Origin of the sequence: Variovorax sp. OV084, assembly GCF_900111625.1 — a bacterium.
GTDB lineage: Bacteria > Pseudomonadota > Gammaproteobacteria > Burkholderiales > Burkholderiaceae_C > Variovorax.
Genome location: NZ_FOII01000011.1, coordinates 17,271 through 41,046, shown reverse-complemented (window position 1 = coordinate 41,046; position 23,776 = coordinate 17,271). Strand labels below are relative to the sequence as shown.

The window sequence follows — 23,776 nt, the reverse complement described above, 5'->3', positions numbered from 1 at the left end:
TCTCCGGGGTGGTTGTCTTGTCAGTTCTTCGCTTGCAGCCCGATCACGCGGCTCGCGAGCTTCGTGAGCTCGGCAACCACCTCGTCGGGCGACAGGCGTCCACCCGGGCGGTACCAGCTGTACAGGAAGCCGGGCAGGCTGCAGGCCGCGAGCGCGGTGATCTTGGTTTCCGCAAAGTCGAGGTCGCCGTCGCGCCGCGCTTCTTCGAGCAGCGGGCACAGCAGGTCGTAGAAGTGGTGCGCCAGCTTCTTCTGCGCCGCGATGTACTCCGGCCGGTACACCTGCGGCTCGCGATACGGGAAGAAGGCGACGGGGTGGTGCGTGATGGTTGCGCGAATCAACCGCTCGATGCCTTCGAGCACCTTCTCGCTCGCGCGGCGCGGGTCGGTGGCCGCGAAGTCGAGCGCGGTGAAGCAGTCGACCGCCGGGCGCCACGACAGCGTCTCGAAGATCTCCTGCTTGTCGCGGAAGTAGTAGTACACGAAGGGCTTGGTCACGCCCAGCGCGCGCACGATCTGCGCCATGGTCGTGTTGGCGTAGCCCTGCGCCGCAAAGAGCTGCGCGGCCGCCTGCAGGATGCGCTCGCGCTGCAGGTCGGTGCCCTGCGTGGCCGCGCGCTGGCGGCCAGTGCCCTGGGGCAGATGCGGCTGCGCCGTCGTGTCGCTCTGGTCTCCAGAGGGTTTGTGCCGTGTCGCGGAAGTTATACCCATGGGTAGGATTGTTCGTGCACCATGCACCATTGGCAAGCGCCTGCCCGGTGCAGGCGGCTATCGATAACCCTGAGAAAGTGACGCCATGGAGACATTGCCCGACCGCCCGCAGCAGCCGCTGCACGAGTACCTGCGCACCCACGCACGCGAGCGTGGCGGCAGCACCGCCTGCCTCTGGTACGGCCATGCGATGAGCTGGGCCGAACTCGACCGCGCCAGCGACGCCTTCGCGGCGCGCCTGCAGGCGCTGGGCGTGAAGAAGGGCGAGCCCGTGGTGCTCTTTCTCAACAACTGTCCGCAGTACCTGGTCGCGCACTTCGGCATCCAGAAGATCGGTGCCATCGTCTGCCCGAGCGGCCCGCTCAACAAGGAGCACGAGCTGGCCTACCAGGTCAACGACCTGAAGGCGCGAGTGATCGTCGCGGCCGCGCCGCTGCTGCCGGTGGTGCGCAAGGTGCAGCCGAAGAGTGCGCTCGAACACGTGTTCGTGGTGCACTACGCCGACCTGCTGCCCGACCCGTCGTCGCTCGACCTGCCGGCCGAACTGGCCGCAGAGCGCAAGGCCGAACGCAGCGTGCCCGAAGACTGCGAAGACTTCCTGGCCGTGATGCGCGGCAACGCCAAGCCGCAGCCCGTGGTCATCGACATGGACGACGTGGCGCTCATGACCTACACATCGGGCACCACGGGCCTGCCCAAGGGCGCGATGCTGAGCTACGGCAACGCGCTCTTCAAGACGCGCGCCGCGGCCGACTGCAACGGCGTGGGGCCGGGCGACGTGCTGCTGTCCATCGCGCCGCTGTATCACATCGCGGGCATGCTGATGGGTGTCAACGTGCCGGTGCTGACCGGTGCGGCATCGGTGCTCTTGCACCGCTTCGACCCGCGCGCCGTGCTGCAGGCCATTGCCGCCTACAAGGTGAGCTGGTGGTACAGCATCGCGCCGATGAACGTGGCCTGCATGCAGGTAAGCGACATCGACAGCTTCGACCTGCGCAGCCTGAAGATGAATCCTGTCACGAGCTTCGGCATCACCTTCACCGAGCCGCTGGCGCGGCAATGGCGCACGCACGCACCGAACTGCACTTCGTTCGAGGCGGCCTACGGACTGAGCGAAACCCACACCTGCGACACCTACACGCCGCACCATGCGCCGCGCTGGGGCACGCAGGGCATCGCGGTGCCGGGCGTGACCATCCGCATCATCGACACGGACGCGCAGGCCGACATGCCGGTGGGCGAAGTCGGCGAGATCGTGCTCACCAGCCCAGGCACCTTCAAGGGCTACTGGAACAAGCCCGAAGCCACTGCTGCCACGCTGCGCAACGGCTGGGTGCACACCGGCGACATGGGCAAGCTCGATGCCGATGGCTATCTCACCTTCATCGGCCGCTTCAAGGAAATGATCAAGGTCTCGGGCTACAGCGTGTTCCCCGAAGAGGTCGAAACCATCCTCATCAAGCACCCGGCAGTGGCGCAGGCGGCCGTCATCGCGCAGCCCGATGCAGAGAAGGGCGAGGTCGTGAAGGCATTCATCGTGCGCAAGCCAGGTGCCGGGCTCGATGCCGACGCCCTCATCGCCTGGGCGCGCGACAACATGGCGAGCTACAAGGCGCCGCGCGCCGTGAGTTTCATTGACGCATTGCCGACGACCGGCGCGGGCAAGGTGCTGCGCCGCTTGCTCAAAGACAAAAGCTGAGAGGTTCCGTTTGCTGTTCTCCAAAGTTCTGATTGCCAACCGCGGCGAGATCGCCGTGCGTCTGGTGCGCGCGCTGCGCGACCTGGGCATTGCCAGCGTGGCAGTGCATGCGCGCGACGACACGGCAGCGCTGCATGTGCAGCTGGCCGACACAGCAGTCGCGCTCGATGCGACCGGGCCTTCGGCGTACCTCGATGTCGCGGCGCTCATCGCGGTGGCCAAGGCGCAGGGCTGCGATGCGGTGCACCCCGGCTATGGCTTTCTCAGTGAGCGTGCCGATTTCGCACAGGCCTGCGCGGACGCCGGCCTTGTCTTCATCGGCCCCACGCCGGAGCAGCTCGGCCTGTTCGGCGACAAGGCCCGCGCACGCGCACTGGCCACGCAATGCGACGTGCCCGTGATGCCTGGCAGCGCCGGCGCAGTGACGCTCGCACAGGCGCAGGCCTTCTTCGCCGAGCAGCATGCGCAGGGCGCGGGCGTGATGGTCAAGGCCATCGGCGGCGGTGGCGGGCGCGGCATGCGCGCGGTGCTGAACGCTGAAGAACTGCCCGAGGCGCATGTGCGCTGCATGTCCGAAGCCAAGGCCGCATTCGGCATCGAGGGCGTGTATGTCGAGCGGCTGATGCGCAATGCGCGGCACATCGAAGTGCAGGTGCTGGGCGACGGCCTCGCCGTGGCCAGCCTCGGCGAGCGTGAGTGCACGCTGCAGCGGCGCTTTCAGAAGCTGGTGGAGATCGCGCCGAGCCCTTCGCTGCCTGAGGCCTTGCGCGCGCAGGTCACGCAGGCTGCGCTGCGCATGGCGAAGACGGTGGGCTATCGCGGCCTCGGCACCTTCGAATTTCTGGTCGATGCGGCATCGACGACGCTGCCCTTCGTCTTCATCGAGGCCAACCCACGCCTGCAGGTCGAGCACACGGTGACGGAGGCAGTGACGGGGCTGGATCTCGTGCAGTTGCAGATCGCCGTGGCAGCGGGGCAGTCGCTGGACGAACTTGGTGTTGAACCCGATCGCACCGCACCGCAGCGCGGCTTCGCGGTGCAGTGGCGCATCAACGCGGAGACGCTCGATGCGCAAGGCAACGCGCGGCCTTCGGGCGGCACGCTCGCGCGCTTCGACCTGCCGGCAGGCCCCGGCGTGCGCGTGGACACGCACGGCTACACGGGCCTTGCGCCCTCTCCGCACTACGACACGCTGCTCGCCAAGCTCATCGTGCATTCGCCGTCGCCGCGTTTCGAAGACGCACTGCGCCGATCGCTGCGCGCGCTGGACGAATGCCATATCGACGGCATCGCCACGAACCTGTCGCTGCTGCGCGCCATCGCGGCGCGGCCCGAGTTTGCGACGCAGGCGGTGCATACGCGTTTCGTGGAGGCGCATCTGGGCGATCTGCTGGCGGTTGCGGCAGCGCTTGAAAAGCATTCAAAGAAGACGGTGGCAGTGCCCGCAGCACAAGCCGTTGTCACCGATGGCGACTCCGACGAGCTGACCGTCAAGGCCCCGATGCCAGCCCGCCTCGTGCAGTTCGAAGTTGCCGTCGGCGACGTGCTGCCCGCTGGCGCGCAACTCGGCGTGCTCGAGGCCATGAAGATGGAACACCTGCTGCACGCACCGGTAGCCGGCCGCGTGGTCGCGCTGCTGGCCGAGCCCGGCGACTACCTGGTCGAAGGCCAGTCGCTGCTGCAGCTGGAAGCCGTCGATGCGCAGGCCGTCGAGGTCGAGGCGCGCGCCGAGCACGACTTGGACGCGATCCGCCCTGACCTGCAGAAGGTCATCGACCGCCACGCGCCCACGCTCGATGCGAATCGCAAGGCCGCCGTCGACAAGCGGCACGCACAAGGCGGCCGCACCGCGCGCGAGAACATCGCCGACCTGTGCGACACCGCAGCCGACCCCGGCAACTTCATCGAATACGGCGCGCTCGCCATCGCCGCGCAGACGCGGCGACGCACGCTCGAAGACCTGATCGCCAACACGCCCGCGGACGGCATGGTCACGGGCCTGGGCAGCATCAACGCAAAGCAGTTCGGCCCCGAGGTGTCGCGCTGCGCCGTGCTGGCCTACGACTACACCGTGCTGGCCGGTACGCAGGGCATGCGCAATCACCACAAGACCGACCGCCTGCTGGCGGTGGCGCATCAGCTCAAGCTGCCTGTCGTGCTGTTCGCCGAGGGCGGCGGTGGTCGTCCCGGCGATACGGACATGCCGATCGTCGCGGGCCTGAACAACCACACCTTCAGCCAGTTCGCGGCGCTGTCGGGCAAGGTGCCCGTGGTGGGCATCGTGCATGGGCGCTGCTTCGCGGGCAATGCGGCGCTGCTGGGGTGCGCCGACGTGATCATCGCCACCAAGGGCTGCAACATCGGCATGAGCGGCCCCGCGATGATCGAGGGCGGCGGGCTCGGCACCTTCGCGCCCGAGCAGATCGGGCCCAGCAGCGTGCAGTCGCGCAACGGCGTGATCGACATCCTGGTGGAAGACGAAGCCGCAGCCGTCGCTGCAGCCAAGCAATACCTGTCGTACTTCCAGGGCGCGACCACCGACTGGCAATGCGCCGACCCGCGCGCGCTGCGCCATGTGGTGCCCGAAAACCGCCTGCGCGTGTACGACGTGCGCGCCGCGATGCGCGGCGTGGCCGACACAGGCTCGCTGCTCGAACTGCGCGCGGGTTTCGGCGCGGGCATCGTCACTGCGCTTGCGCGCATCGAGGGCCGGCCGGTTGGGCTGATGGCCAACAACCCGCATCACCTTGGCGGCGCGATCGATGTGGAAGCGGCCGACAAATCCGCGCGATTCATGCAGCTTTGCAATGCGCACGGCCTTCCAATTGTTTCGTTGTGCGACACGCCCGGCTTCATGGTCGGGCCCGAAATCGAGGCGCAGGCACAGGTGCGTCATGTGTGCCGCATGTTCATGGTGGCTTCGCATCTGCGCGTGCCGTTCTTCGCCGTGGTGCTTCGCAAGGGCTACGGACTGGGCGCGCAGGCGATGACTGCGGGCGGCTTCGACGCGCCGGTTTTCACCGTGGCCTGGCCCACCGGCGAATTCGGCGCGATGGGGCTGGAGGGTGCTGTGCGGTTGGGTTTTCGCAAGGAACTGGCCGCTGCACCCGAGGGTGCGGAGCGCGATGCGCTGTTCAAGAAACTCGTCGCGCAGCAGTATGCGAACGGCGAAGCGATCCACATGGCGCAGACGCTGGAAATCGACGCGGTGATCGACCCGGCCGAGACGCGCACCTGGTTGGTGCGTGGCTTGTCTTCTGCCACGAAGGGCTCGAGCGTTGCTGCTCCCTACGTAGACACTTGGTAACCCGGCCTTAGACCTCGTCACGCGCGGGGGAACAGTGGCTCCGTACACTGCGACGCTTTGCGCGCATGAAACTGGTTTCCATTTGGGCAGAGCGCCTGCGCGACGTGACCGTCGCGCACTGGGTGGCAGCCCTTTGCCTCGCAGTGCTGGCCGTCGGCGTGCAGGCTGTGACGCCCGACGACCATTCACGGCAGCCCGCCGAGGCGCATTGGGTTGCGAGCTGGGCCGTGGCGCCGGTCGATTTCACGGAGATGGCCGCAGCCCCCGGTGGTGCGAACTATTCGTCGCCTGCCGGCAATGACCTGCGCGGGCAGACACTGCGCCAGAAGGTTGAACTGTCGCTCGACGGCGAGCGCATCCGCATCCGCTTCTCGAACCGCTTCGGCAAGACACCGCTGCGCATTGCCGCCGCAAGCGCGGCACGCGGCACCGGCGCCGATGCGTTCTCGCCGGCCACGCTGCGCGTGCTGCGCTTCGGCGGCCGCACCACCATGACCGTTGCGCCCGGCGCGGACGCCTGGAGCGATGGCATCGACCTGCCGGTGCAGGCGGGCCAAACGGTGGTCGTGAGCGCCTTCTTCGACCGCACCACGCCGTTTGCCACTGTCTCCATGCTGGAGCCGGGCGCGACATGGATAGCGCCCGGCAACGCAGTGATGGCACCGAAGCTGAAGAACCCCTCGCCACTGGTGCTGAACCAGATCGTGACCGGGCTCGACGTGCTCACCACCAAGTCCGTGCGCACCGTCGTGGCCTTCGGCGACTCGATCACGATGGGCACCTCGGAGGGCAACTTCGGGGCCTACCCCGACATGTTGGCCACTCGCTTGCGTGATACGCAGCGCGAAGGGCAAGACGTTGCGGTGCTCAATGCCGGAATTGGCGGCAATCGCCTGCTGGCCAACGGACTGGGGCCCAGCGGCCTCTCCCGGTTCGAGCTCGATGCGCTGCGGCAGAGCAGCGTGACGCACGCGATCATCCTTATGGGCACCAATGACATCGGCCGCACCCTGTTCGCCAAGGTGCCGGGCGCCGAGCTGAAGCCGCGCGACATGCCGACGGCTGAGCGCATCACCGAGGGGTTGGAGCAACTGGTCAAGCAGGCCCGCGCCAAGGGCGTGAAGGTGCTGCTCGGCACCGTGCCGCCATTCAGGAACACGCCTTACTGGAGCGAGGGCAACGAGGCCATGCGCGAAGCCGTCAACCGCTGGATCCGCGGCCAGCAGGACATCGACGGTGTGGTCGATTTCGATGCGGCATTGCGCGACCCTGCGGACCCGAAGGCGCTGAATCCGCTGTTCGATTCGGGCGACCACCTGCACCCCAACAAGGCCGGCCATGCGGCGATGGCCACGGCCATCGATCTGCGCGAATTGCAGGAGTGAGCGCTCGCCGGGGCGCTCGAAGGCGCTCAAAGGCGCTCAAAGGCGCTCAAAGGCGCTCAAAGGCGCTCAAAGGCGAGTCACAGCTTTACACAAGACTCCGTGCATTGCTTACAGGCGGTTCACATGGACTGGGCAGCATGAAGGCTCCTCCAACAACTCATGAGGAGTCCTTCATGAAAAAACTCGCATTGGCTCTTTCCGTCGGCGCTGCATCGCTTCTGTCGGTGGGCGCATTGACTGTTCCCACGGCCGCGCAGGCGCAACCCGTGGTCATACAGGTGGCGCCGCCCCCTCCGCGCTCCGAACGCGTGCCCCCGCCGCGCCGCGGCTATGTGTGGGCGCCGGGGCACTATGAGTGGCGCGGTGGGCGCCATGTATGGACCCGCGGCGTCTGGGTGCGTGCCCGTCCGGGCTATGCCTACCGTGCGCCGGAGTGGCGCGAGGAAGGCGGACGCTGGCAGTACAACGCAGGCCGCTGGGACCGTGACGGCGACGGCGTGCCGAACCGCTACGACCGTCGGCCGAACAACCCGAATCGCAACTGACGCTGAGCGGGATGCATGCCTCCCAAGCGGAGGCATGCTTTTTTCGGAGGCCTAGCGGAACACCACCGTGCGGTGCCCGTTCAGCAGCACCCGGTGCTCGCTGTGCCACTTCACCGCACGCGCCAGCACCTGGCTCTCGGTGTCGCGGCCGCGGGCCGTGAGGTCTTCCACGGTGTCGGTGTGGTCGGCGCGGGCCACGTCCTGCTCGATGATCGGGCCCTCGTCGAGGTCGGCCGTCACGTAGTGGGCGGTGGCACCGATCAGCTTCACGCCGCGGTCGTGTGCCTGGTAGTAGGGCTTGGCGCCCTTGAAGCTGGGCAGGAACGAGTGGTGGATGTTGATCGCGCGGCCGGCCAGGTTGCGGCACAGGTTGTCGCTCAGGATCTGCATGTAGCGCGCGAGCACCACGAGTTCGGCGCCTTCGGCCTCGATGATTTCAAGCTGCTTCGCCTCGGCCTGTGCCTTGGTCGCGGCCGTCATCGGGATGTGGTGGAAGGGCACGTTGTAGCTGGCGGCCAGCTGGTAGAAGTCGCGGTGGTTCGAGATGATGGCGCGCACGTCGATGGCGAGCAGGCCGCTCTTCCAGCGGAACAGCAGGTCGTTGAGGCAGTGGCCTTCCTTGCTGACCAGGATGACCGTCTTCATCGGCTCGGCGGCGGCGTGCAGTTGCAGCGTCATGCCGAAGCCGGCGGCGAAGGTCTTCAGCTCTTCGCGCAGCGTGGTTTCGCTGTGGTCGCCGCAGGCGAAGCGCACCCGCATGAAGAAAAGACCCGTGTCGTGGTCGTTGTACTGGGCGGCCTCTTCGATGTTGGCGCCGCGCTCGAGCAGGAAGCCCGACACGGCGTGCACGATGCCCGTCCGGTCGGGGCAGGAGAGGTTCAGGATGTAGGCGGGCGAGGTAGGCGTAGAGGTCGTCATCAGGGCGTGATTGTCGCAGGGGTGCCAGAATCGCGATTTTCCTCGACCACATAACCGCAGGAGACACGCATGGCCTTCCAGGACTTCAACATGGACAACCAGTGGTTGCCCTTCACCCCCAACCGTCACTTCAAGAAAGACCCGCGGGTGTTCGTCGGGGCCGACGGCATGGAGTTCACCACGCACGACGGCAAGAAGGTGATCGACGGCATCTCGTCGCTGTGGTGCGTGGGTGCGGGCCATAACCGCAAGCCCATCAACGAGGCGATCAAGAAGCAGCTCGACACGCTCGACTACGCCACCGCCTTCCAGGTCAGCAACGACAAGGCCTTCAAGGCGGCCGAGATGATCGCCTCGCTCGCGCCCGGCGATCTCAACAAGGTGCTGTTCTGCAACTCGGGCTCCGAGGCTGCCGACACTTCGATGAAGGTGGCTCTGGCCTATCACCGCGCGCGCGGCGAAGGCCACCGCAACGTGTTCATCGGCCGCGAGAAGGGCTACCACGGCGTGGGCTTCGGCGGCATGTCGGTGGGCGGCATTCCGGGCAACCGCAAGGTGTTCGGCTCGGCCTTTTTGCCGCGCGTGGACCACATGCGCTTCATCCATGACCCGGTGAACCACGCCTACATCCACAACGAGGAGCCGGTGTGGGCCGAAGACCCGCTGGTCGAGCTCGAAACCCGCATCCTGCCGCTGCACGACCCGAGCAACATCGCCGCGATCATCGTGGAGCCCGTGGCCGGTTCGGCCGGCTGGTACCTGCCGCCCAAGGGCTACCTGAAGCGCCTGCGCGAGATCTGCGACAAGCACGGCATCCTGCTGATCTTCGACGAGGTCATCACGGGCTTCGGCCGCATGGGCACCAACTTCGCGTCCGACTACTTCGGCGTGGTGCCCGACATGCTGAACTTCGCCAAGTGCGTGACCAACGGCGTCATTCCGCTGGGCGGCGTGATCTGCCGCGACAAGCTCTACGACGCGATGATGAAGACCGACGCGCCCGAGCACGTGGTCGAGTTCTTCCACGGCTACACCTACTCGGGCCACCCGGTGGCCTGCGCAGCGGCCATTGCCACGCTCGATCTCTTCAAGGAAGAAAACCTGTTCGCGCGCGCCGGTGAAATGGGCAAGGTGCTGGGCGATGCCTTCCACAGCACCTTCAAGGGCCTGCCCAACGTCATCAGCATCCGCAGCCTCGGCCTTGCCGCAGCGGTGGAGCTTGCGCCCATCGCGGGCACGCCGGGCAAGCGCGCCTATGAAATCTTCCTCGACTGCTTCCACAAGGGCGCGCTGGTGCGGCCAGCGGGCGACGTGCTGGTGATTGCGCCGCCGTACATCGTGGAGAAGTCGCACATCGACACGCTGGTGAACACGCTGGCGGATTCGATCAAGGCACACGCCTGAGCGGGAAGGCAGCGCCGGCGTGAGCCGGAGATCGATGTCCGGATACGGCGAGTGAAGGCGGCGGGGAACGCGCAGCATGTGAATGTTCGCGGCCCTGCCGCCTTCTCTTTTGTGAGGACACGAACATGAAGCTGCAACTGAGCCATCTGGCTTCGCCGATGGGCGAACTTCTGCTGGTCACCGACGCTGCCGGTGCCATTCATGCGCTGGATTTCGCGGACCATCGCGCCCGCCTGCATCGCCTCCTGCGGGAACTTCACGACAAGGTGGAGCTGACCGAAGGCGCCGCGCCGCAAACGGTGGCCGATGCCCTCGATCGCTACTTCAACGGCGATCTCACGGCCATCGAAACGCTGCCCGTCGCAAGGCTGGGCAATGCGCTGCAGCAGCAGGTCTGGGAGGCGCTTCGCCGCATTCCTGCAGGCCGCACGACCAGCTATGGTGAACTGGCGCGGCAGCTCGGCTTCGACGATCCGCGCGCGGCCATCGATGTCGGTGCCGCCAACGGGTCGAACCCGATCAGCATCGTCGTGCCGTGCCACCGTGTGATCGGCAAGAACGCAGACCTCAAGGGCTACGCCGGCGGGGTCTTCCGCAAGCGGCATTTGCTGCAGCACGAAGGCGCGCTGCCGGCCGCGGTCGGGAAAGTCGGTGAAGCATTTCTTCTGCTTTGACAGAACTCGGCGAGCGCTTCACGCTTCGGTCCTCACTAGAAGAACGGGGGACGAAGATGTCGAAAAACATCGAGCGATGGATGAGCCGGCCGCTTCCTGCGGGTCGCCAGGTCGCTCTCGTGATGGTGACGCTCGGCTCTGTCACCGCCTGGTTGTTGTTCTGGTTCGGCGACTAGCCTGACCTGCTGACGCGCACACCTGCATGCGCGCCTGCGACCCCTGCGGCCTGCGCGAGCCCTTGGGTTGCCCTCCTCATTTCTACCGGTTCCCGGGATACCTCCTACCGGTTCCCGGGATACCGGCCGTGGCCGTCGATCCCTAGCATCCCCTCCCGAAACGTAGCACTTATGAGTTCATCAAGTGCGTCTTCCAGAGAGGGACCGTCATGCAACGCGTATTTCTTATGGCACTGGTGTGTGCGCCTTTGGCTGCGCTCGCCAACAACGTCGGCGAGAACGCCGCATGGCAGTTCCAGACCAGCACCGACAAGGTGAACCAGGCCGCGATCCAGGACATGATCCGCAAGCAGAAGAGCGGCTACTACTCGGCGCCGGTCTACAACACGACCAACAACATCGGTCGCCAGTACAACTGCAACGTCTCCGCGACCTCCACGGGCAACGACGGCAACAACAGCACGGTCGCGAATTCGCCTTCCACTTCGGGCGCGACTTCGAATGCCTCGGGCAATGACAGCCGCACCGCGGTAGGCACCCTCGGCGGCGCGACGGTAGGCACCACGCAAGCCAACTCCGGCGCGGTCGGCTCGGCCATCGTGGGCGGCACCAGCACGCAGGTGCAGGGCGCGGCCAACCAGGCTCTGAACTCGAATCAGAGCAACTCGGGTGCGCAGACCGCGAGCGTCGGCGGCAGCTCGGCGTGCGCGTTCGGCGTGCTCAATTGAACGGGGCAAGCGACATGCAATACCCCATCACCCGCACCTTCGCGCTCGCAGCCATCGCCACGGTGGCGCTCGCCGGTTGCGTCTCCGCTCCGCAGCAACGCTTTGCGCCCAACGAGGCACCCGTGGTGCTCGGCCCCTCGGTGCGCGACAACATCACGCCGATGGAGGCGGTGCTCGCCTGCTACGCCGACCACATCGCGGCTACGCGGCGTCCGCCCATCGTCATCGGCGTGGGCGACGTGAAGGACTACACCGGCAAGTACAGCATCAACGAAGGCAACGCGATCACGCAGGGCGGCGCGCTGATGGTGTATTCGGCACTCGGCAAGCTCGGTGGCGCAGTGAGCATCGCCGAGCGCTTCGACCCGGTGATCGCCGAGCGCGAGCTCGCGTATGCCGACCGCCGCCAGCTCGGTGACGGCCGCACGCACCAGGTAGGCGGCCCCAACGGCGGCCAGGCGGTGCCGTGGCTGCCGTACTTCGGCGGCACGATCAACAAGTCTGATTACTTCATCGTTGGCGGCATCACCGAGCTCAACTACAACATCAACTCGGGCGGCGCGGAGTTCGCGGTGAACCAGGTGGGCGTGAAGGCGCGCACCTTCAGCCAGTCGGTGAGCGTGGACCTGCGCATCGTCGACACCAAGTCGCTGATGGTGGTGCGCACGGTGAGCCTCACCAAGCAGTTCAATGGCTACGAAGTGGGCCTGAACGTGTTCCGCTTCTTCGGCAGCAAGCTGTACGACGTGGACATCGGCGCCAAGGGCCAGGAGCCTGTGCAGATGGGCGTGCGCGCGGCGCTCGAAGAGGGCGTGGTGCGGCTCATGGCGGCCGTCACGCAGGTCGACCACCGGCCTTGCATGACGATGCGCCCGGGCGCCGGCGAGCAGATTCCTGTCGTGCCCGCGGCCGACCTGCGCAAGGTCGACAACCCGGGCGATGCCGCCGTAGGCGGCGCGGCCGTGACCTCGCCCGTGGTGCAGAGCGGCGTGGCCGTCAATGCCGCGGGGCAGGGCGGCGCGCGCCTCACGGGCACGGCGACGCAGGTGTCCTTCGACTTCGGCGCGACCACGCTCGGCGGCAGCTCGCTTGCGCTGATCGACCAGATCGCGGGCCTGGCCAAGAAGGGCTCGACCGACATCGTGCTGGTGGCGCGCGACACCGAGAACTGGGACGCCCGCAAGCGCGACGAGCTCACCGACCAGCGCATCGCTGCCGTCACCTCGGCCCTTGCCAACCGCGGCGTGGCGCCGGGCGCCATCAGCCTCACATGGCGGCCCGATGCCGCCGACACGTCGATCCACCGCGACGGCCCGGGCCTGCAGGAGATCGCCAAGCTGCGCATCGGCAGCGCGGTGGTCGGCGGCGCGGCGCCAACCTCTTCTTCCGACGGCGCAGTCAAGGGCGACTGACCTGCCGTTCCGCGCGCATCGCGCATCCACTTTCCGACCCAGACCGCTTCCACAACATCCGAGGAGTCACGCCATGAAAGCACGCAAGATCCAGAGCCGGGCCGTACGCGCGCCCATGTTCAGCCGCAGCAGCATCGGCACGGCCGTCGCGATGGCGCTGATTGCAGCAGCCTCCGGCGCACAAGCCGCGGAGACCTCGGTCGACGCTGCCTACAACGGCACCGCCACCGGCACGCCGACGGTGAACTCGGACATCAACAACACCGGGGCCGTCAACGCCACCATCACCAGCGCCACCGTGGGCACGACCTCCACCGGCACGCCGCTGAATCCCAACCCGGTGGCGATGAGCACCAGCGGCAACCTGGTCGGCGCGAGCGCCACCGGCAACAGCTTTGCCAACAGCATCCAGCCGGCGCCCGGCACGCCGGTGAACAACGCCGCCACGCTGGGCGTGGCGACCAACACCGGCGTGATCAACAGCGCAGTGAGCAGCAGCAAGCTGGCGGTGGAATCGAGCACGCTGCAGACCGGCAGCGTGGTCAACGCGGACAACACCATCTCGGCCACCACCACGCTCAACAGCGGCAGCTCGGCGGTCTCGGGCGCCGCCGCGGTCGGCGCCTCGCCGCAGGCCGGCACCTCGGTGCTGACCTATCCGGCGGGCGCACCGCTGTTCGATGCCAAGGGCAACATCGTGGTGACCTCGCTGCAGTCGGCCACGGGCGCGAGCTCCAGTGCGCAGGTGCTGGGCAACACGGTCGACCTGATGCTGACGGCGAGCCCGGGCATCACGCTGACGACGGCAGCCGTGCTCGAACGCAATTCGATCTCCGCGGTGCTCAAGGCCAACAGCGCCACCAGCACGGCCGAAATCCAGTCGGGCGGCGCGCCGGCCTTCGCGGGCTCGGCGGTGGTCGCGAACCTGCAGGCGAACGGCAACGGCATCCTCGCCGCCACGCACAGCGCAACCAATACGGGCTCGGTGATCACGGGTCTCGTGAGCGGCGTGCCTGCCGGCGGCTCCAACGTGCTGCAGGGCTCGCTGTCGGTGCAGGGCAATGCGATCTCCAGCGCGGCCACGGGCAACGAGGCGCTGGGCACCACCGCCGGCACGGCGGGCAACCGCATCCTGATCGACGACGTGACCATCGCGGGCACCGGCACGGCAGCCACCGCGGCCAACAACAGCATCCACAACGGCGTGGGCGTGACCAGCAACGTCAACAGCGACCTGGCCATCGTCAACAGCCAGGGCAACATCGGCGTGACCACCTTCGCCCAGACCGCGGGCGCACAAATCCTGGCCGGCGTGCAGTCGAGCAAGAACAGCCAGGTCACGCTCGCGGACAACAGCATCACGGCGGACGCCACCGGCAACACGGCGTCGAGCGCGATCGCCAGCGGCAAGAACGCGGCTTCGTTCACCGGCACGGCGGCGGTGTCGAACCAGCAGGCCAACTCGGCGGCACCGCTGACGGCGTTCCTGCTCCCGTCGGTCATCTCGGCGCAGACGGGCGAGTCGCCCGGCACGGGGCAGACCAGCGGCAGTTCGGTCACCGTGTCCGGCAACACATCGGCGGCCACCGCGCAGGGCAACCAGATCACGCAGAGCCTGGCGATCCAGGCAGCCACTGTAGCGCTGGGCAACGGCAACGCCGTGCTCACGGGCGGCACCGACTCCGACGGGCGCGTGTCCGCCAGCGGCGCGGCGACGCTCACCAACCTGCAGGGCAACTACAACGGCAGCGGCCCCGCGGCGCTCAACTTCGGCTCGCAGATCCTGCTGACCGCCAGCGGCGGCGGCGCACCGGTCGCGAACAACACGCTGGCGCTGACCGACAACCGGCAGGAAGCCGTGGCGCTCGGCAGCGGGGCCACCAACACGCTCACGCTCAGCGGCAACTCGGTCGGCACGGGCGCGGGCATCGCGAGCGTGCAGATGTCGGATGCAACCTCCGGTGCCGGCGCGGCGCTGTTCGCTCCTGAAGCGCGCATCACGGTGAACGGCAACCTCACGGGCGGCTCGGTCGCGCTCACCGACAACCTGCAGCGCGCCATTGCCTACGGCAACTCGGCGACGAACACGCTGGGCGTGAGCGCGGGCAACCTGGCCGCGGCGCCAGGCCCGTTCCTGGGCGCACCGGCCTCGACCGTCACGGTCGATGTGCTCAGCGGACTGCCGTTCAGCAACGCGGCCGGCGCCCTGCCGACGGTGACTGCGGCCTACGGCATCCTGAACGACCAGTCGGTGCAGGGGAACATCGGCAGCTCGGCGACCGGCTCCAACACCTTTGCGGCGAACGTCAACGGCAATGTCTCGGGCGCCAGCGTCGCGAACAGCGACAACGCCTTCGTCGCAGCCACCTACGGCAACGACGCCGCCAGCGGCGTGACGCTGGGCCTGAACAACGTGAGCGGCTCGAATGCCTCGATCGCCAACGTCACCAACACGCAGGCTGTGGCGGGCACCAACACCGTCATCTCGGCCATCGCGGCCGGCGGCATCGTGGCGCGCACCACGGTCACGGGCACGCTGAGCAACAGCTCGGTGTCCAGCTCGGACAACGCGGCGCAGGCACTGGCCTACGGCAGCCGCGCCACCGGCAACACGGTGAAGGTGACGGGCAACAACATCGACACCTCCGGCCTCTCGCTGGCGGGTGCGACGCTGACGGGCAACGTGCTCGCCACCACCGCCGCCTTCAGCGTGCAGAACGCGCAGTCGGGCCAGGGCACGGTGTCGGCGCAACGCAGCGGCGGGCCTGAAGTGCAGACCACCGTCACCGGTGCCATCAGCAACTCGAAGGTGGACGCCAGCGGCAACACCACGCTGGCCGGCGCGACCAGCAACAGCGCCGTCAACGGCGTGAGCGTGGATGCAGTCGGCGTCTCGACCACCACCGCAGTGCAGAACCTGCAGCTCACCAGTGCGGCGGTCAGCTCGCTGACCGGGCAGGAAGGCGCGCTGCTCAACAACAAAGACGGCGTGCAGGTGGTGCTGGGCGGCGCGAGCATCCAGAACTCGCAGGTCGCTGTCGACGGCAACGCCGCCGGCGGCTCGGCCACGGGCAACGCTGCCGTCAATCGCATCGACGTGAAAGGCAACACCATCGCCGTGGGCGACGGCTTGCCGCTTGCCGGTGCGACCAGCCTCGCGGGCCTGGCAGGTGCGGTCGGCGACCATGCGCTGTCGAGCATCCAGCTGGTGACGAGCCCGACGATCTCTTCCAAGGTGGCAGCCGCCTTCGGTGTCGACACGGCGCCCGGCGCGGTGATCTCCGGCTCGACGCTGAGTGCCTCCGGCAACACGCAAAGCGCGAAGGCCGTGGCCAACACGGGCAGCAACGCCATCACGCTCGCGGCCACCGATGTGTCGGCTCGCTCGGCGCTGCTGTCGGCACAGGGCAGCACGGCGGCGGTGGAGTCGCGCTCGTTCATGCAGGCCTTTGCGCCGGCCTCGGTGACGGGCTCGTCGGTGAAGCTCTCGAACAACAGCAACTCGGCGCTGAGCGTGATCAACGACGTGGACAACAAGGTCGCCGTTGCGGGCGGCTCGTCTGTCGCATCCTTCGTTCCCGCGATCATTCTTCAGGGTGCGCTGCCCGGCAACACCGCGGCGCTGGGCGACCAGGTGCTGGTGAACCGCCAGTCGGCCGGAACCTCGGCCACCAGCACCGCCGACACCGCGATCTACAACGAAGACAGCCTGGTGCCCGCCAACGCAGGCCTGGTCAACAGCAGCTTCACCGCCTCGGGCAACTCGACGTCCTCGGAAGCAGCGGCCAACCGCGCTACCAACGCTGCCTCGCTGACCGGCGGCGCATCGCAGTCGGCCAAGACTGCGGTGCTGAACGCGCAGGACAGCAACGCAACCGTGGCAGCCAACGCCAACAACGTGACCAGGCTCACGTTGACCGGCCCCAACGCGCTCACCGGCAGCAGCGCCACGCTCGACGGCAACATCACCAGCGCAGCCGCCACCGGCAGCGCTGCCACCAACAGCATCGACGTGAAGAGCAGCACCATCGCCGGCAGCACGCCGCTGCCGGCCGTGGCCGCAGCCGGCCCGGCGCTGTTGGTGACAGTGACGGCAGACCACGCACTGGCCAACGTGCAGATGGGCACCGGGCCTGTGTCGGCCACCGCGACGGGCATCGTGGGCATCGACACGGCACCGGCATCCATCGTCGGTACCTCGACGCTGGGCGTGACGAACAACGGCCAGAGCGCGAAGGCCGTGGCCAACACGGCGCTCAACAGCGTGACGCTCGCGGGCTCCAACGTTGGCGCGCGCTCGGCGCTGCAGTCGACGCAGTCGGGCACCGCCGCGGTGACGGCAACGTCCACGCAGGAGCTGTTTGCACCGGCCGCATCCACCGCCTCGACAGTGCGTCTCTCGGGCAACAGCAATACGGCGCTGGGCGTGATGAACGATGCGACCAACACGCTGAGCGTGAGCGCGGTCAACACCCTGCCGCCGGGCGCGACGGGTTCTGCCACGCTGAACGAGACCGGCAGCGCCGACAACGTGGTGGCCACCGGCGACCACGTGCTGTCGAACCGCCAGTCGGCCGCATCGACCGTCAGCAGCACGGCCAATACGTCGATCCACAACGACGACAACGCCGCACCCACGCCGGGGCTGATCAACGGCGCGCTCACCATCTCGGGCAACAGCACCTTCGCAGAGGCCACGGCCAACCGCGCGGCCAACACCGCCACGGTGGCGAGCAGCGCGACGCAGGGGGCCAGCGTCGGCATCGTCAATGTGCAGGGCAGCACGGCCGGAGTGACGGCGACGGCCAGCACGGTGGCGAATGCGACGCTGGCGGGCGCGGTGCCGCTCAACGGCAGCAGCGTCTCGCTCGACGGCAACACCACCGTTGCCCTGGCGCGCGGCAATGCGGCGACCAACGTGCTCGAGTCCAGCGGCGGCAGCAGCTACGGCGGCGCGGCGACGGTGAGTTCGTCGAGCCTGGTCGGCACGCCGCTGGCGCTCAACGTCGGTGCGAGCGCGGCCATTCTCAACAGCCAAAGCAACTCGGGCGCGGTGTCGGCAACCAGCGTGGGCACGAGCTACCAGGTGGCGCTCAACAGCACCGGGGCTGGCGTGTCGAGCGGCTCGGTCGGCGTCACGGGCAACGCACTGGCGGCGCAGGCCGTCGGCAACAGCGCGACCAACCGCTTGACGCAGACGGCGCTGAACACGGGCGCGCCGAGCGCGGCCATCGGCAACTACCAGGTCAACACCGGTGCGGTGACGGCCACGGTGACGAGCGTGAACTTCGGGGTCGGCGTGTCGGGCGCTGTGGGCAACAGCACGCTGCGCACCACGGGCAACCAGATCACGGCATCGGCCACGGGCAACTCGGCGGTGTCGGCGATTACCTCGCGCTGAGCTGCTGCGTACTGAAAGAAAAAGCCGCGGGCCTTTGGGCTCGCGGCTTTTTTCTTGTCGATGGGGCGCTCAGGCTTTCGGTTGCGGTCTTGCCTGCCGCTTGAACTCTGCGCAGTAGTCTTTTTCGGGCAGGGGCGGTGTCCGCCATGTGCGGTCGTAGTCGCCCGCTACTGCCTCGGGCGAGGGAGCCGCCGGCGTGGCCATCAGCCGCACCGTGGCGACCTTGACGTCGTCGGGCAGGTGCTGCGGCACGCCGAGCGTGCGCACGACGTGGCCGGCTCCGGCGATCAGCAGCACCGTCTGGCCTGGGCGTTTCGCCTTGACGATGGCCTGCGCCATCGCGCGGTCGCGGCCGACCTGGATGCGCGTCATCGGGACGATCTGCGACTCGGGGAGCATCCTGCAGTGGCCATCGCGCACGGCGTCCTGCTGCGCGGTGTAGGCCTCGCCGTTGAGCTGCACGTCGAGCGAGACGTCGGCCATGGCGTCTTTCATGCGGACGCGCGGCAGGTTGGCGCCGACCACGGGCACGCCCGCGCGCACTGCGGCCATCACGGCGGGGCCGTAGCTGGCCCAGGGCCAGGCCTTGTCGCTCCAGTCGAGGGCGGCCTGCACCTGGGCCTCGGTGGCGGTGGGCGTGAGCTGTGCGGTGCTGCGGCCTTCCTCGGCCATCTCGAGCGCCAGCGCGGCGAGGTGGCCGCGCGCGACCAGCGCCTCGACGGTTTCGCGCTCGATGACATGGTGCTCGGGCGCGTCGTGCTGCTCGCCGAGCAGCAGGGCATCGATCGGCTGGAGCGCTGCGACGCGGCGTGCGATAGGCGCGTCGGGCGCATCGGCGCCGGAAGAGGACAGCGCCGAACAGCCCGTGAACGCCGTGACGGCGAGCAGGGGGAACAGCAGGAACCGGGAGGCCCGAACGGGCCAGTTTGGAGGAGGCATCGCGCCATCGTATGCCCTCGGCACGCGCACGCAGTGCCGTCCATTTCCCCCTGTCCCTGTCGTCCGTGCCCTCCCGCTTTTTTTCGTTCGCGCGCTGGCCGCGCAACCGCCGCCGAAGTTCCGGTGGATTTACCGTTGAACACCTCTGAAACTTTTAGCTGACAGCCTGCTAATTTTTTACTAAGTCTTTGGGTTTACTCGGCCCGTCGCGAACAAGTCATACCAAAGACCACATGTGACTCGCGATACGGGCCGGATATCCATCTATCCGGAGGTTCAATTTCCGACACTTACGGGGTAGATATGAATAACTTGAGACTCGGTGGCGCCATTGCCACGGCCCTGGTGGCGCTTGCCGTGCTGCCGCTCCAGTCCGCACACGCCACGACGGCCACCACGACCTTCAAGGTGACGGCCACGGTGCTCAGTTCCTGCGCCATGGCCACGCCCGACACGCTCGCGTTCGGAAGCTTCACCCCGGGCACTGCGCTCACCGGCGCGACCTCGTTCACCGTGCAGTGCACCTACGGCACCACCTACTCGCTGGGCATGAGCGCAGGCACCAGCGGCTCGGTGACGGCCCGGACCATGACGAGCGCCACGGCGACGAGCGGCTACAACAGCCTGTCGTACGGTCTCTACAAGGACTCCTCGTATGCGACCAACTGGAGCAACAGCACGACGGGGTCGGACTACACCGGCACAGGTTCGGCCGTGACCCATACGGTCCACGGCAAGGTCCCGGCCGCCCAGTACGCAGTGGCGCCCGCAACGGACTACACCGACACGATCACCCTGACGCTCACCTACTGAGCGTTCACGGTCCATGTCCCTCGATTGGGCTATGCGCCAGCTCCTGGCGCGCGCGGCGATCATCCTCGGTTCGGCGGCGGCGATGGCCGTCTCGGCCGTTCCTGTCGACGTTCGGGCCGCGAGCATCCAGATCGCGCCGGTCCGCGTCGTGCTGCAGCCCAACCGGCCGGTCGCTTCGCTGGTCGTGACCAACGACGGTGCCAGCGAGATCTCGATGCAGGCCGAGGTCATGAGCTGGGCGCAGAAGGATCAGCAGGATGTCTATGCGCCTACGCGCGAGGTACTGGTCAATCCGGCCATCTTCCGGATTCCGGCCAATGGCCGGCAGATCGTGCGCCTCGGCCTGCAGGTGCCCGCGCTGGCCGATGAGCGCAGCTACCGCATCTTCCTGAGGCAGCTGCCGCGCGACAAGGCGCTGCCAACGGGGACCGAGGGGGCGGGCGCTGAATTGCAGACGCTGCTGCAGCTGGTCTTGCCGATCTTCGTGCCTCCTTCGTCGCCTGCGGGAGCGCCTTCGGTCGCGTGGCATCTGAGCGCGTCGGCGCTGACCATCGACAACCTGGGGCGCGAGCACATCCAGATCACGCAAGTCACCGTGCGCCATGCGGATGGCAGCGAACTCTTGCGTCAACGTATGTCGGTCTACGTGCTGCCGCAGCAAAGCGCCAGGTTGCCGGTCGCACTGCCTTCACTGCCGCCGGGCGCCAGACTCCAGTTCGAGGCGCAGGCGGACTCCGAAGTGCCGCTCTCTCCCGTCTTCCTGCAAGTTCCCGGTGCGACGGCTGCAGCAGCTCAGTAGCCTGGTCGCTTTCGCTTGCTGGCTGCCGGTGGCACACATGGCGCAGGCCCAAGTGATCGCGGACGACCGGGTGTTCACCCCGGTGATCATCGACGTCGAAGTCAATGGCACGGCAGAGGGGCCTGCACGCTCTGCGCTCCGGCACGGGGGCAAGCTCCTGTTCAGCCGCGCCGATTTGCAGGCGTGGCGCGTCATCGTTCCCGCCCAGGCGACGGCCGTGGTCGAGGGGGCCGATTACTACGACCCCGCTGCGTTGCCCAATGGCAGCGTGGCGCTGGAAGAAAGCACGCAGACGGCGCAAGTGCGCTTGCCCGTGACGGCATTCGTGGCCAGTGCACTCACCGGCAAGGCCGCGAACCGGCCGTCGCCGACGCCCTCGGTCAATGCCGCCTTCGTCAACTACAGCATGGCGTTGCAGCACGACAGCAACGGCATTGCCGCATCGGGACTGCTCGACAGCACGGTTTCGGGCCAATGGGGATTGCTGGCGAACAGCGTGCTCGTCGGCCAGTCGGCCTATCAGAATGCGACGGGCCTTTCGTCGCTGAGCAAGATGGTCCGGCTCGACAGCTACTACCGCTACGACGACCCGGATCGCCTGACGCGGCTGACAGTCGGCGACGCCATCACGCAGAACGCCGCGTGGTCCACGCCGTCGCGCTTTGCCGGGGTGCAGTTCGGCACGCAGTTCGGCCTGAGCCCCGGGTACATCAGCTATCCGGTGCCGTCGCTTACGGGCGGATCGGCCGTCGCGTCGACGCTCGAAGCCTATGTGAACAACACGCTGCACTATCAGGGGCAGGTCGATTCGGGCCCGTTTTCGTTGAGCAACGTGCCGGTGCTCAGCGGCGCGGGTGAGATGAGCTTCTCGGTGTCCGACGCGCTGGGCGTGCGGCGCACCGTCACGACGCCTTACTACGTGAGCACGAATCTGCTGCGCGCGGGCTTGTCGGACTACTCGGTCAACGTGGGGTGGAGCCGCCTCAACTATGGCCTTCAGAGCAATGACTACGGCAGCCCGTTCGCTGCCGGCAACTGGCGCCGCGGACTCAGCGAGACGGCCACCATGGAACTGCATGGCGAGGCCGGTGCGCAGGTTCAGGTTGCCGGCGCCGGCCTGACCTGGGTGTGGGCGCCGCTGGGGGAGTTCGGACTGCACGGCGCGGCCAGTCGCTCGCAGGACTCGGGCAGCGGAACGCTCGGGCGCGTCTCGTTCGCGCACATCGCTTCTGAGTGGAGCTTCTCGGCAAGCCGGCAATCCGCCAGCGCAGGCTTCATGCAGGTTGCATGGCTGGACAGCCAGACGCACACGACCGGGCAGACTCAACTGTTCCTGGGGCGCTCCCTTGGCCGCCGCTATGGCAGCCTGGGCCTGGCCTACACGGCATTGCGCTACAGCGGCGGCGACGAGGCCAAGGTGCTTTCGCTCAACCATTCCATTCAGCTCGGCGCGGTGTTCCTGAACACCTATGTGGCGCGCACCGACTCGGGCGCCACGGCGAATCGCCAGCGCGTCGCATCGGTCGGCTTGAGCCTGACCCTTCCGCTGGGCGACCGGCAGACCGCATCGGCCACGATCAACCGGCAGAACGGAAAGACCACCACCACGGTCGACGTCAGCCAGGCGACTCCGAGCGATGAGGGGCTGGGCTGGCGCGTCGTTGCCTCGAATGGCGAGACAAAGCGCGCCCAGGCCGAGGCAACCTGGCGGACCCCCTATGCGAGCTTCAACGCGCAGGTCGTCGACCTCAACAAGGAGACCAGCGCCAGGGTGCTTGCCGAGGGTTCACTGGGCTATACGTCGGGCATGTTCTTCGCGGCGCAATCGTCCAGCGACGGCTTTGCGCTGGTGACGGTGCCCGGCGCGGCCGGCATCAAGATCTACCGGGAGAACAACCTGGCGACGACGACCGACGGCGAGGGGCATGCCCTCGTGACCGGGCTGCGTGCCCATGAGCTGAACAAGATCAGCGTGGACAACGGCGATCTGCCGATCTCGGCGCAGGTGCACTCCGACGTGCTGCAGGTCGTGCCATCGTACAAGGGCGTTGCGGCGGCCACCTTCGACATCTCGCGCGACCTGAGCGCCACCATGCAGATCCGGCTGCCCGACGGGTCGCCGCTGCCGGCTGGCATCGACGTTGTCGGCGAAGGCCGTCCGTCTCCATTGATCACCGGCTACGGCGGCACGCTGCAGCTCGATCGCCCCCGTGCGGGCGAACGCTTCGAGGCGAATTGGCGCACTGGCCATTGCAGTTTCACGGTCGGCCCCATTCCGACCACCGGCACGCTGCCACAAATCGGGCCCTACACATGCGAAACGATGCTTCCAACTACAGCGCGCTGATCTGGGTTGCCGGACTGATTGGCGCGCTGGCTGCCACGTCGGCACATGCGACATGCACGTCGACGGGGCTCGGGACGCCGACCTGCTCTGCCACCATCAGCGCGACGGCCCTGAGCTTCGGAAACTACAGCGCGTCCACGACGAGTGCCACCGCAAGTACCGGCACCATCACGGTGGCGGCCACGTTCTCGGGAAGTGTCTTCGGAACCAGCACCTTGAGCTATACGGTCAGCCTCAGTGCGGGGAATTCGGGAACGACCACGAGCCGCTATATGAGCTATGGCAGCTACACCCTGAACTACAACCTGTACACCAGTTCGACCTATGGGACGGTCTGGGCGACCAGCACGGTGTCGGGCAGCGCGTCCGCCTCAGGTGGGTTCGGGACCAGGACGGCAAGCACCACGCACACCGTCTACGGTCGCCTGCCTGCCGGCCAGTACACGGCTGCGCCGGGCAGCTATACCGACACCATCACGGTGACCGTGACCTACTGAGTTGTTGTTTCCGGGGTTTTCG

The 23,776-nt window shown here is 67.5% G+C and carries 16 protein-coding genes; 13 read left to right on the top strand and 3 right to left on the bottom strand.

Annotation, left to right across the window (positions count from 1 at the left end; translation table 11 throughout):
* Positions 1 to 20: 20 nt before the first annotated feature.
* A complete protein-coding gene (locus BMW87_RS23495; protein WP_093078947.1) occupies positions 21 to 710 on the bottom strand; it encodes a TetR/AcrR family transcriptional regulator in 690 nt (229 codons plus the stop codon).
* Between the two features lie 85 nt (positions 711 to 795).
* On the opposite strand from BMW87_RS23495, the gene BMW87_RS23490 reads away from it, so the two are divergent.
* The 4 genes from BMW87_RS23490 (at position 796) to BMW87_RS23475 (ending at position 7,646) form a co-directional block, all read left to right on the top strand.
* The gene (locus tag BMW87_RS23490; RefSeq protein ID WP_093078946.1) at positions 796 to 2,409 is read left to right on the top strand and encodes an AMP-binding protein; all 1,614 of its coding nucleotides are present in this window, start codon (positions 796 to 798) and stop codon (positions 2,407 to 2,409) included.
* 13 nt (positions 2,410 to 2,422) lie between these two features.
* Positions 2,423 to 5,716, top strand: coding sequence for a carboxyl transferase domain-containing protein (locus BMW87_RS23485; protein WP_093079089.1), 3,294 nt, complete (start codon positions 2,423 to 2,425; stop codon positions 5,714 to 5,716).
* A 65-nt stretch (positions 5,717 to 5,781) separates the two neighbouring features.
* Positions 5,782 to 7,101 carry an SGNH/GDSL hydrolase family protein gene (locus BMW87_RS23480; RefSeq protein WP_093078944.1) on the top strand — a complete coding sequence of 440 codons (1,320 nt, stop codon included), beginning with the start codon at positions 5,782 to 5,784 and terminating at the stop codon, positions 7,099 to 7,101.
* Between the two features lie 173 nt (positions 7,102 to 7,274).
* Positions 7,275 to 7,646, top strand: a complete 372-nt coding sequence (locus BMW87_RS23475; RefSeq protein WP_093057657.1) for a YXWGXW repeat-containing protein — start codon at positions 7,275 to 7,277, stop codon at positions 7,644 to 7,646.
* Positions 7,647 to 7,697: 51 nt separating this feature from the next.
* Here the strand turns inward: BMW87_RS23475 and purU are convergent, their stop codons facing one another.
* Positions 7,698 to 8,564: a formyltetrahydrofolate deformylase gene (gene purU, locus BMW87_RS23470; RefSeq protein WP_093078942.1), complete on the bottom strand. Its 867-nt coding sequence runs from the start codon at positions 8,562 to 8,564 to the stop codon at positions 7,698 to 7,700.
* A 69-nt stretch (positions 8,565 to 8,633) separates the two neighbouring features.
* Here purU and BMW87_RS23465 point away from each other — a divergent pair, with 69 nt between their 5' ends.
* From BMW87_RS23465 to BMW87_RS23445, 5 genes are all read left to right on the top strand, one after another.
* Positions 8,634 to 9,968: an omega-aminotransferase AptA gene (locus BMW87_RS23465; RefSeq protein WP_093078941.1), complete on the top strand. Its 1,335-nt coding sequence runs from the start codon at positions 8,634 to 8,636 to the stop codon at positions 9,966 to 9,968.
* A 125-nt stretch (positions 9,969 to 10,093) separates the two neighbouring features.
* Positions 10,094 to 10,642, top strand: a complete 549-nt coding sequence (locus BMW87_RS23460) for a methylated-DNA--[protein]-cysteine S-methyltransferase (protein ID WP_093057654.1) — start codon at positions 10,094 to 10,096, stop codon at positions 10,640 to 10,642.
* 385 nt (positions 10,643 to 11,027) lie between these two features.
* On the top strand, positions 11,028 to 11,546 hold the full coding sequence (locus BMW87_RS23455) for a hypothetical protein (protein WP_256216883.1): 519 nt from the start codon (positions 11,028 to 11,030) through the stop codon (positions 11,544 to 11,546).
* A 14-nt stretch (positions 11,547 to 11,560) separates the two neighbouring features.
* On the top strand, positions 11,561 to 12,958 hold the full coding sequence (locus tag BMW87_RS23450; protein WP_093078939.1) for a CsgG/HfaB family protein: 1,398 nt from the start codon (positions 11,561 to 11,563) through the stop codon (positions 12,956 to 12,958).
* A 73-nt stretch (positions 12,959 to 13,031) separates the two neighbouring features.
* A complete protein-coding gene (locus tag BMW87_RS23445; protein WP_093078938.1) occupies positions 13,032 to 18,359 on the top strand; it encodes a beta strand repeat-containing protein in 5,328 nt (1,775 codons plus the stop codon).
* Between the two features lie 69 nt (positions 18,360 to 18,428).
* Here the strand turns inward: BMW87_RS23445 and BMW87_RS23440 are convergent, their stop codons facing one another.
* Positions 18,429 to 19,298, bottom strand: a complete 870-nt coding sequence (locus tag BMW87_RS23440) for a ChaN family lipoprotein (RefSeq protein WP_093078936.1) — start codon at positions 19,296 to 19,298, stop codon at positions 18,429 to 18,431.
* A 303-nt stretch (positions 19,299 to 19,601) separates the two neighbouring features.
* Between BMW87_RS23440 and BMW87_RS23435 the strand changes: the two genes are divergently transcribed.
* The 4 genes from BMW87_RS23435 to BMW87_RS23420 are packed head-to-tail and all read left to right on the top strand — an operon-like array spanning position 19,602 to position 23,754.
* Positions 19,602 to 20,111 (top strand): Csu type fimbrial protein, encoded by a 510-nt coding sequence (locus tag BMW87_RS23435; protein ID WP_093078935.1) that lies wholly within the window; start codon positions 19,602 to 19,604, stop codon positions 20,109 to 20,111.
* 31 nt (positions 20,112 to 20,142) lie between these two features.
* Entirely contained in the window at positions 20,143 to 20,910 is a 768-nt protein-coding gene (locus BMW87_RS23430) for a fimbrial biogenesis chaperone (protein WP_177192830.1), read from the top strand.
* Positions 20,911 to 20,947: 37 nt separating this feature from the next.
* Complete coding sequence (locus BMW87_RS23425; RefSeq protein ID WP_177192829.1) at positions 20,948 to 23,257, top strand: fimbria/pilus outer membrane usher protein; 2,310 nt, start codon at positions 20,948 to 20,950, stop codon at positions 23,255 to 23,257.
* Positions 23,224 to 23,754 (top strand): spore coat protein U domain-containing protein, encoded by a 531-nt coding sequence (locus tag BMW87_RS23420; protein WP_093078930.1) that lies wholly within the window; start codon positions 23,224 to 23,226, stop codon positions 23,752 to 23,754. Before BMW87_RS23425 ends, BMW87_RS23420 begins: the two co-directional genes overlap by 34 nt.
* The last annotated feature ends 22 nt before the right edge of the window (positions 23,755 to 23,776 follow it).